Here is an 8,011-nt window from a genome sequence, read left to right on the forward strand (position 1 = left end):
TCCCTGTGATAAGCTGACAGGCAAAAAATGCGAATTTTCTGCCTGTCAAACCCTGAGCCCGCTCCCCACCTTCTCTACAGATATTTTTCCGCAAACACAGCCAGATCTCTGAAGTCCGGCATCCTTTCTTTCAGTGTTTCATGATCCCAGTTCCACCACTGACTTTTCTCGATCCGTCCGATCATACTGTCGTCAAACCGCATGCCGATCTTTTTAGCCGCCACGCCTGCGACGATGGAGTATGGCTCGACGTCTTTGGTCACGACGGCTGACGTACCAATGACCGCGCCATTACCGACTTTCACGCCGGGCATCAGCACCGCGTTATGACCAATCCATACATCATTACCCACGGTGACGTGATGTTCACGTCGCCAGTCGAAAAATGCCTGATCGTCCTCACCCAGCCCGTATGCTGAACTGCGGTAGGTAAAATGGTGCTGAGCCACGCGCTGATAAGTCGGATGGTTACCAGGATTGATCCGTACATAGGTGGCGATCGATACAAATTTGCCGATCGTTGCGTAGAAGATCTGATTATTTCCGGCGGTATAGGAGTAATCGCCGATCTGCGTTTCTTCAATAATCGCATTATCGGCAATATGTACATATTGTCCGAGCTGCGATCCGTTCAGCTCGACCTGCTGACCAATTTTAGGTCGGGCATAATCCTGTTCATCAGCCAGCGAAAAGGGAGAAATGATGTCTGTCATAGGATCCTTCATTGTGACGTTACGGGATAAACAGGCGTACTGACCGGCAGAGAAAGGATCGCCAGCAGATGCTGTAAGGTGTCCTGCAATGCACCGTCGTTGTTCAGCAGATGGCACTCTGCGGGCAGCGTGCTGGCATATTCTCTGGCACGTTGCAGACGGCGGGCAATTTGCGCCACATCCTCACGTCCGCGCTGCGAAAGTCGTGAGGCCAGCACAGGATCCGATACCTGCAAACACACCGGGAGCAGGCGCTGGCCGTAACGCTGACGGGCTTGTTCCAGATGAGCACGCGAGCCGTTCATCACTACATGACAGCCCAACTGCATCCAATGGTCGATCTCAATGCCCACGCCATACCGGCACTGGTGTGCGACCCATTCCAGCGCGAACAATCCCTGCTGACGGCGTTGTATAAATTCAGCTTCGCTCAATGCAATATGATTTTCCGAACCGGCGTCTGCGGGGCGCGTAATATAACGATGCGCCACCGTGACATTGTCCGGTAAATGTTGACGCAGGGCATCCAGCAAACTGTCTTTTCCCGAGCCAGAAGCGCCCATCAGATAGAGTAAACGACTCATTTCATCTCCTTAGACTCTCATCCCCTCAGAACACCTGAATGCCCTGACGCCAGACGTTTTGCACGTAATGATGATCGCCATGCGCGCGTGCCAGCACCAGATCCGCGCGCTTGCCTTCGGCTATTTCACCGCGATCTTTCAGGCCCAGGGCATTGGCCGGATTACGTGTTACCAGTTTCACCGCCTGCGGCAGGTTGAAAGCGTTATTTTCATCACCGGCAATGCGAAAAACAGCATCGAGCAGGCTGGCGGGATAGTAATCAGAAGAGAGAATATCCAGCAGACCGAGCGAGGCCAGATGATGCGCCGGGACATTGCCGGAATGGGACCCGCCGCGCACAATATTTGGCGCACCCATCAGCACCTGCAAACCGTTGGCGTGCGAGGCGCGTGCGGCCTCTTCAGTGGTCGGGAATTCGGCAATCACGCTGCCGAGTGCCAGCGATTCTTCAACATGCGCGGCCGTCGCGTCGTCGTGGCTGGCCAGTGAAATATTGCGTGCCCGGCAGTGCGCGGCAATGGCTTCACGGTTTGGCTGTGCCCAGCGGCGCGAGAGGGCGATTTGCTCTTCCTGATAGTCGTCCATCTGCTGGTCGTTAAGGTGGTACTTGCCCTGATAATACTCACGGTATTTCTGCGGCGTGGCGAACTGGCGCTGGCCCGGTGAATGGTCCATCAGCGAAACCAGTGACAGTATTGACGTATCCATCAGCTTTTCGAACAACGGCAAGGTGGTTTCATGCGGCAGTTCGCAGCGCAGATGCAACCGGTGTTCGGCGCGGTTTAATCCGGCATTCTGGCTGTTGATGATAGCGTCGATCATCTTTTGCAGATTATCCAGACGATGCCCGCCGTCGCGCACATCACCGACAGCGACGGCGTCCAGCACCGTGGTGATGCCGCTGGCGACCATCAGGGCATCATGACTGCTCATAGCCGAATGCGCCGGCCAGTCAACTTTCGGGCGCGGCGTGAAAAATTTATCCAGATTGTCGGTGTGCAGCTCGATTAAACCCGGCAGCAACCAGCCGCCCTGTGCATCCAGCGCCTGCGGCAACTGACTGCAGCTGTCTGCGAAGGCGCTGATCACGCCGTTTTTCATCTCAAGCGATCCTTCAACAACCTGATCGTCGAGTACCAGTCTGACGTTATTGATGATCATACGGACATCTCCGGCGCGGTTTCGGGGCTCATTTCATACAAACGGTCGGCAACACGTTGGCGCACATCCTCGTCATGGAAAATCCCGACGACCGCCGCACCGCGTGCTTTGGCCTGCTCAATCAGCGTAACCACGGCGGCGCGGTTAACCGCATCCAGTGAGGCGGTAGGTTCATCGAGCAACAGCACCGGATAATCGACCACAAAACCACGGGCGATATTCACGCGCTGTTGTTCGCCACCGGAAAACGTTGAAGGCGCAAGATGCCACAGGCGTTCCGGCACGTTCAGATGGTGCAGCAATGCGCTGGCGCGTGATTCACTCTGCGCTTTATCTACACCCAGTTCGAGCAGCGGCTGCATCACCAGATTCAGCGCGCTGATACGCGGAATAACCCGCAAAAACTGGCTGACCCAGCCGACGATATGACGGCGAACCGCCAGAATCTCGCGCGCTTCGGCGCTGACGATGTCGATTTGCTGACCCTGATGCTCCACCCAGATGGTGCCGCTGTCCGGCAAATAGTTGCCGTATAAGGAGCGCAAAAGGGTGGATTTTCCGCTACCGGACTGGCCATGCAGCACCACACATTCCCCGGCATTGACCGTCAGACTGGCATGACTGAACACCGGTAATCGGGCACTGTTCTGGTTATGCAGCACGAAAGTTTTACTGAGATTTTCGACCCTGAGCTTCGTCGTCATTTTGGTCACTCTTTCTCTGGAAGTAGATTCAGGACAGCACGGAAGAAACAAGCAGCTGTGTATAGGGATGATGCGGATCGTCGAGCACGCGGTCGGTTAAACCACTTTCCACCACCTGACCTTGTTTCATCACCAGCAAACGGTGCGCAAGCAGGCGGGCAACGCCAAGATCGTGGGTGACAATCACTACTGCCAGCTGCATTTCCACCACCAGCGTGCGCAGTAAATCCAGCAGACGTGCCTGAACGGACACATCCAGGCCACCGGTTGGTTCATCCATAAACACCAGACGGGGATGCGTCACCAGATTGCGGGCGATTTGCAGACGTTGCTGCATTCCGCCGGAAAACGTGGTCGGCAGGTCATCAATACGTGAAACCGGGATTTCGACATCTTCCAGCCACTGACCGGCCTTCTTGCGGATATTGCCGTAATGGCGCTCACCGACAGCCATCAGACGCTCGCCGATATTTCCCCCGGCTGAAACCTGGCGACGCAGGCCGTCCATCGGATGTTGATGCACCACGCCCCAGTCGGTGCGTAGCAGACGGCGGCGGTCACTTTCGGGCATGTCATACAACGATTGCGCAGGAACCTGCCCGTTGTTGTAAATCACGTTGCCTTGCTGCGGTGCAAGACGGGCAGAAATCGACTGCAACAGTGTGGTTTTGCCGGAACCGGATTCGCCGACAATGCCCAGCACTTCGCCGGGATACAGATTGAACGACACATCGCAAAAGCCTTTGCCCGGCGCATAAAGATGAGTCAGATTATTCACCGACAACAGCGGCCCGGCGGTAAGATTTAAGGGAGTGTTCATCAGTGGTTACCCTCGTTTGAAGCCTGTTGTTCAACCTGCTGAGCGCAAAAATCGGTGTCGGAGCACACGAACATGCGGTTGCCCTGATCGTCGAGCACCACTTCATCGAGATAACTGTGGTGCGAGCCGCAGAGGGCGCAGGGCTCATCCCATCGCTGAGCGGTAAACGGATGATCGTCAAAGTCCAGACTTTCTACTTTGGTGAACGGTGGCAGGGCGTAAATGCGTTTTTCACGCCCGGCGCCGAACAGCTGCAATGCAGGCATCATGTTCATTTTCGGGTTATCAAATTTCGGGATCGGCGACGGATCCATCACGTAACGATCATTCACTTTCACCGGATAGGCGTAGGTGGTGGCGATATGGCCGAAGCGTGCGATGTCTTCATACAGCTTCACCTGCATCACGCCATATTCTTCCAGCGCGTGCATTTTGCGGGTTTCGGTTTCACGGGGTTCGATAAAACGCAGCGGCTCCGGGATCGGCACCTGAAAGATCAGGATCTGATCTTCCTGCAACGGTGTTTCCGGAATGCGGTGCCGGGTCTGGATCAGGCTGGCTTCCACGGTTTTTACGGTGGTTTTCACCCCTGCGACGCGCTGGAAGAATTTACGGATCGACACGGCATTGGTGGTGTCGTCAGCGCCCTGATCGATAACCTTCAGCACGTCGTTTTCGCCAATCACGCTGGCAGTCAGCTGGATCCCGCCGGTGCCCCATCCGTAAGGCATCGGCATTTCGCGACCGGCGAACGGCACCTGATAACCGGGGATCGCCACCGCTTTCAGGATGCCACGGCGGATCATACGTTTGGTCTGCTCGTCGAGATAACCGTGGTTGTAGCCGGTGATCGTTTGGGCGGCATTATTGTTCATGGGCGGAGTCCTGTTGTTTTGCGGCGCGCAGTCGTTTTAACAACTCCAGTTCGGCCTGGAAATCGACGTAATGCGGCAGCTTGAGGTGCGAGACAAAACCGGCGGCTTCGACGTTATCGGCATGGGATAACACAAATTCTTCATCCTGCGCCGGACTGCTGATCTGTTCGTTGTATTCACGGGTTTGCAGTGCGCGATCGACCAGCGACATCGACATCGCCTTGCGTTCAGCGCGACCAAACACCAGTCCGTAACCGCGGGTAAAGTGCGGGGGCTTGTCTTCCGGTGCGACAAAACCGTTCACCATCTCGCATTCGGTCAGCAGGATTTCGCCGATATCAATCGCAAAGCCCAGCTCTTCCGGCACGATTTCGACCGTCAGCCAGCCGGTGCGGATTTCACCGGCGAAAGGATGCGTTCGCCCGTAACCGCGCTGCGTGGAATAGCTCAGTGACAGCAAAAATCCTTCATCGCCGCGGACAAGTTGCTGCAGGCGCGCGGCGCGGGATGCCGGATAGACAGGCGGCGTGCGGGTGATATCTTCCGGTTCGCTGCCGTCATCTTCTTCCTGAATCGCCAGCTGTTGTTGCGTGAGTAAATCAAACACATGGCCGCAGTTTGCCGGCTGCGGTTCATCTGCCACTGGCGTGAACGGCGCTTCGCCTTCGGCCAGCAGCGCAAAGTCGAGCAGACGGTGGGTGTAATCGTAAGTGGGACCGAGCACCTGACCGCCGGGTAAGTCTTTATAGATGGCGGAAATACGCCGTTCAATACGCATCGATTGGGTATTCAGCGGCTCGCTGGTGGCCAGACGGGGTAATGTCGTGCGGTAAGCGCGTAGCAGGAAAATGGCTTCAACCAGATCCCCGCCGGACTGTTTAATGGCCAGTGCTGCCAGTTCGCGGTCATAAATCCCGCCCTCGCTCATGACGCGATCGACTGCCAGACCTAATTGTTGTTCGATCTGATCACAGCCGATTTCATTCACATTCGTGTTGCCACGGCGCTCGTGCGCCAGCAACTGATGGGCGGCGGCAATCGCCTTCTCACCCCCTTTAACGGCTACATACATCAGCAGACCTCCACGCGCGTGGTGCGCGGTATGGCAATCAGTTCTTCGCCGCAGGTGAACATAAAGTCCAGACCCAGCGGGAAACGGTGAGGACGGTTCAGCAGATAATCGCGCACGCAATCAGGCAACTGTGGAGAAATAGTCCGGCTGTTTTCAATCCCCGGCCCGCGCAGGCGCAGCGGCGTGCCACCGGTCAGGCTTTCGAGCTGAACAATCACGCTGGTCGCCAGCTCCGGCGACATTTCATCGCCGCACGGGAAAGCCAGCAGGGTTGCGCTGTCCAGCGCAGGATCAGCCAGCGCAAAACTGACAGCGGATGGGTCATTGGTCAGTACGGCGCCGGTATGAAAACGCAGGTTTTTACGCAGGATTTCATCGTTAAGCGATGCACTCAGCCATAGCGGTGTGTCCTGATCGATAAGCGTCAGCAGCACACAGGCACTGGCGGATCCCAGTGCGCCGAAACCGGGCATGGCAGGCAGTTGTACGCTGATGCCTGGCTCGCTTAATCCTTTGAGAATACGGCGAAAACTGTACTGCGCATCGGCGACCGGATGCTGAAAACTGGCAACAAGTGACATGAGTTATTCTCCACGAACCAGAGTAAAGAAATCGACGCGGCTGGAAGCCACTTCGCGGGCACGTTGCTGGCGGCGTTCCTGTTGCAGTGCGGCCAGCGGTGCTATCACGCGTTTATGCAGCAGTTCGTCCATGCCCTGTATTTGCAGTAATGCATCAATGATGGCGCACAGTTCGGCGTGGGCTTTATTGCGACCGGCAACATAGCTGTAGCCATAGATGCCGTTATCGGTGCGGATAACCGCGCGGGTAATGGTCATGTCGCCCATCACGAAACGTTTACCGGTACCCCCCATCCGGCCCTGAAGCTGAGTCAGGCCGGTTTCAGCTGCACGGAGTCGCTCAAATTGCGGCGATAAATTCAGCGGTTGCCAGTGTGCGAGCAGCTCATCAGGCCGGCTGTGAGCCAGCACTGACATCCAGCGCTGGCGGGTTTGCAAGTGATCCATTCAGTGCTCCATTGTCAGTTCAATCATGTCGGCACGTGTCAGGCTGACGGAGTATTCCGCCACGGACGCGTTGCTTTCACAGATATTCAGGGTGCGGACACACAGCAGCGGTGCCTGGGGTACGATTTCAAGTAATTTGCTCTCTTTAGCCAGTGCGCGGCGGGCATTAATGCGGGTGGTACGGCGGGTGAGTTTTTGCTTAATTTCCTCGCGAATAAAATCATGCAGCGAGCCGCTGTGGAAATTTTGCAGCGCAGGCCACCAGTCCAGGTCCGGTAAATAGTGGTCAATTAAGCAGACCGGCACGCCGTTAACGCGGCGTAACGTACGCAGATGGATCACCGTATCGCCTTCCTGACGGGACAGTGCCGCCGCAACGTGGTCGGTCGCCGGACGCAGCACCGCCAGCAGTCGTTCGCTGGTCGGGTGACTGCCTTGATCCAACAGGTTCTGACTGAACCGTGCCTGTGAATGCAGCGGATAATCATAAGGGCGCATCAGGACCAGCGTGCCAATTCCCTGGCGGCGTTGCAGCCAGCCGCGATCCACCAGCTCATCCACCGCACGGCGCAGCGTATGACGATTTACCTGAAAACGTTCGGCAAGCTGTTGTTCCGGTGGCAAATAATCGCCACAGCGGTAACCGTTACGCAGTTCCTGTTCCAGCTCAGCGGCAATTTGTTGATAGACAGTCGTGTGACTGGTCGGATGTCTAGATAAGTTCATCACAATGAATACCTCGCACGGGAGAAACAGGCAAAGGAGAGCGCTGCGGTAATGTGCATTCGCCGGAGAATTTTTCGGAAACGAAATAAAGGAGACATGATGCAATCCTCAGTTCGGTGTTGGCATCATGTTGGAGAAGTTAAGTGACAGTTGGGTGAAGTTCTGGTTGCAGTGATGTGAAAGATGGAATAAGGGGAAAAAAGTTCAAAATTGAGGGAACTTTTTGAAACGCGATTTATTAACATTTACCTTAGGATAGTTTTTACTAAATGCTTACTCTCCTTTGATTCTATTAGATTTTATCTTTTCTCCAAATGTAAATTATTC

At 55.5% G+C, this 8,011-nt stretch carries 10 protein-coding genes; all 10 read right to left on the reverse strand.

The annotated features are described in order from the left end of the window. Positions 1-74: 74 nt before the first annotated feature. From J1785_RS05835 to phnF, 10 genes are read right to left on the reverse strand one after another with little or no spacing between them, the layout of a single operon-like run. Positions 75-713, reverse strand: a complete 639-nt coding sequence (locus J1785_RS05835) for an LbetaH domain-containing protein (protein ID WP_217219007.1) — start codon at positions 711-713, stop codon at positions 75-77. 8 nt (positions 714-721) lie between these two features. Continuing rightward, a complete protein-coding gene (gene phnN / locus J1785_RS05840) occupies positions 722-1,297 on the reverse strand; it encodes a ribose 1,5-bisphosphokinase (protein ID WP_217219008.1) in 576 nt (191 codons plus the stop codon). Between the two features lie 25 nt (positions 1,298-1,322). Further along, positions 1,323-2,459 carry an alpha-D-ribose 1-methylphosphonate 5-triphosphate diphosphatase gene (gene phnM / locus J1785_RS05845; RefSeq protein WP_217219009.1) on the reverse strand — a complete coding sequence of 379 codons (1,137 nt, stop codon included), beginning with the start codon at positions 2,457-2,459 and terminating at the stop codon, positions 1,323-1,325. Next, complete coding sequence (gene phnL, locus J1785_RS05850) at positions 2,456-3,163, reverse strand: phosphonate C-P lyase system protein PhnL (protein WP_217219010.1); 708 nt, start codon at positions 3,161-3,163, stop codon at positions 2,456-2,458. Before phnL ends, phnM begins: the two co-directional genes overlap by 4 nt. A 28-nt stretch (positions 3,164-3,191) precedes the next feature. After that, complete coding sequence (gene phnK / locus J1785_RS05855; RefSeq protein ID WP_129954377.1) at positions 3,192-3,983, reverse strand: phosphonate C-P lyase system protein PhnK; 792 nt, start codon at positions 3,981-3,983, stop codon at positions 3,192-3,194. Next, positions 3,983-4,858 carry an alpha-D-ribose 1-methylphosphonate 5-phosphate C-P-lyase PhnJ gene (locus tag J1785_RS05860; protein WP_217219011.1) on the reverse strand — a complete coding sequence of 292 codons (876 nt, stop codon included), beginning with the start codon at positions 4,856-4,858 and terminating at the stop codon, positions 3,983-3,985. The genes phnK and J1785_RS05860 overlap by 1 nt, the downstream gene beginning before the upstream one ends. Next, complete coding sequence (locus J1785_RS05865; protein WP_217219012.1) at positions 4,848-5,930, reverse strand: carbon-phosphorus lyase complex subunit; 1,083 nt, start codon at positions 5,928-5,930, stop codon at positions 4,848-4,850. The genes J1785_RS05860 and J1785_RS05865 overlap by 11 nt, the downstream gene beginning before the upstream one ends. Next, entirely contained in the window at positions 5,930-6,511 is a 582-nt protein-coding gene (gene phnH / locus J1785_RS05870) for a phosphonate C-P lyase system protein PhnH (protein ID WP_217219013.1), read from the reverse strand. The genes J1785_RS05865 and phnH overlap by 1 nt, the downstream gene beginning before the upstream one ends. Positions 6,512-6,514: 3 nt before the next feature. Further along, entirely contained in the window at positions 6,515-6,958 is a 444-nt protein-coding gene (gene phnG / locus J1785_RS05875; RefSeq protein ID WP_129954385.1) for a phosphonate C-P lyase system protein PhnG, read from the reverse strand. Then, entirely contained in the window at positions 6,959-7,684 is a 726-nt protein-coding gene (gene phnF / locus J1785_RS05880) for a phosphonate metabolism transcriptional regulator PhnF (RefSeq protein WP_217219014.1), read from the reverse strand. Positions 7,685-8,011: the final 327 nt, after the last annotated feature.

Origin of the sequence: Rahnella perminowiae (assembly GCF_019049755.1) — a bacterium.
GTDB classification, from domain to species: Bacteria; Pseudomonadota; Gammaproteobacteria; order Enterobacterales; family Enterobacteriaceae; genus Rahnella; species Rahnella perminowiae.

Excerpts from the sequence above, each read along its gene's own strand:
- J1785_RS05835 (WP_217219007.1), bottom strand. The coding sequence starts at position 713 with ATGACAGACATCATTTCTCCCTTTTCGCTGGCTGATGAACAGGATTAT.
- phnN (WP_217219008.1), bottom strand. The coding sequence starts at position 1,297 with ATGAGTCGTTTACTCTATCTGATGGGCGCTTCTGGCTCGGGAAAAGAC.
- phnM (WP_217219009.1), bottom strand. The coding sequence starts at position 2,459 with ATGATCATCAATAACGTCAGACTGGTACTCGACGATCAGGTTGTTGAA.
- phnL (WP_217219010.1), bottom strand. The coding sequence starts at position 3,163 with ATGACGACGAAGCTCAGGGTCGAAAATCTCAGTAAAACTTTCGTGCTG.
- phnK (WP_129954377.1), bottom strand. The coding sequence starts at position 3,983 with ATGAACACTCCCTTAAATCTTACCGCCGGGCCGCTGTTGTCGGTGAAT.
- J1785_RS05860 (WP_217219011.1), bottom strand. The coding sequence starts at position 4,858 with ATGAACAATAATGCCGCCCAAACGATCACCGGCTACAACCACGGTTAT.
- J1785_RS05865 (WP_217219012.1), bottom strand. The coding sequence starts at position 5,930 with ATGTATGTAGCCGTTAAAGGGGGTGAGAAGGCGATTGCCGCCGCCCAT.
- phnH (WP_217219013.1), bottom strand. The coding sequence starts at position 6,511 with ATGTCACTTGTTGCCAGTTTTCAGCATCCGGTCGCCGATGCGCAGTAC.
- phnG (WP_129954385.1), bottom strand. The coding sequence starts at position 6,958 with ATGGATCACTTGCAAACCCGCCAGCGCTGGATGTCAGTGCTGGCTCAC.
- phnF (WP_217219014.1), bottom strand. The coding sequence starts at position 7,684 with ATGAACTTATCTAGACATCCGACCAGTCACACGACTGTCTATCAACAA.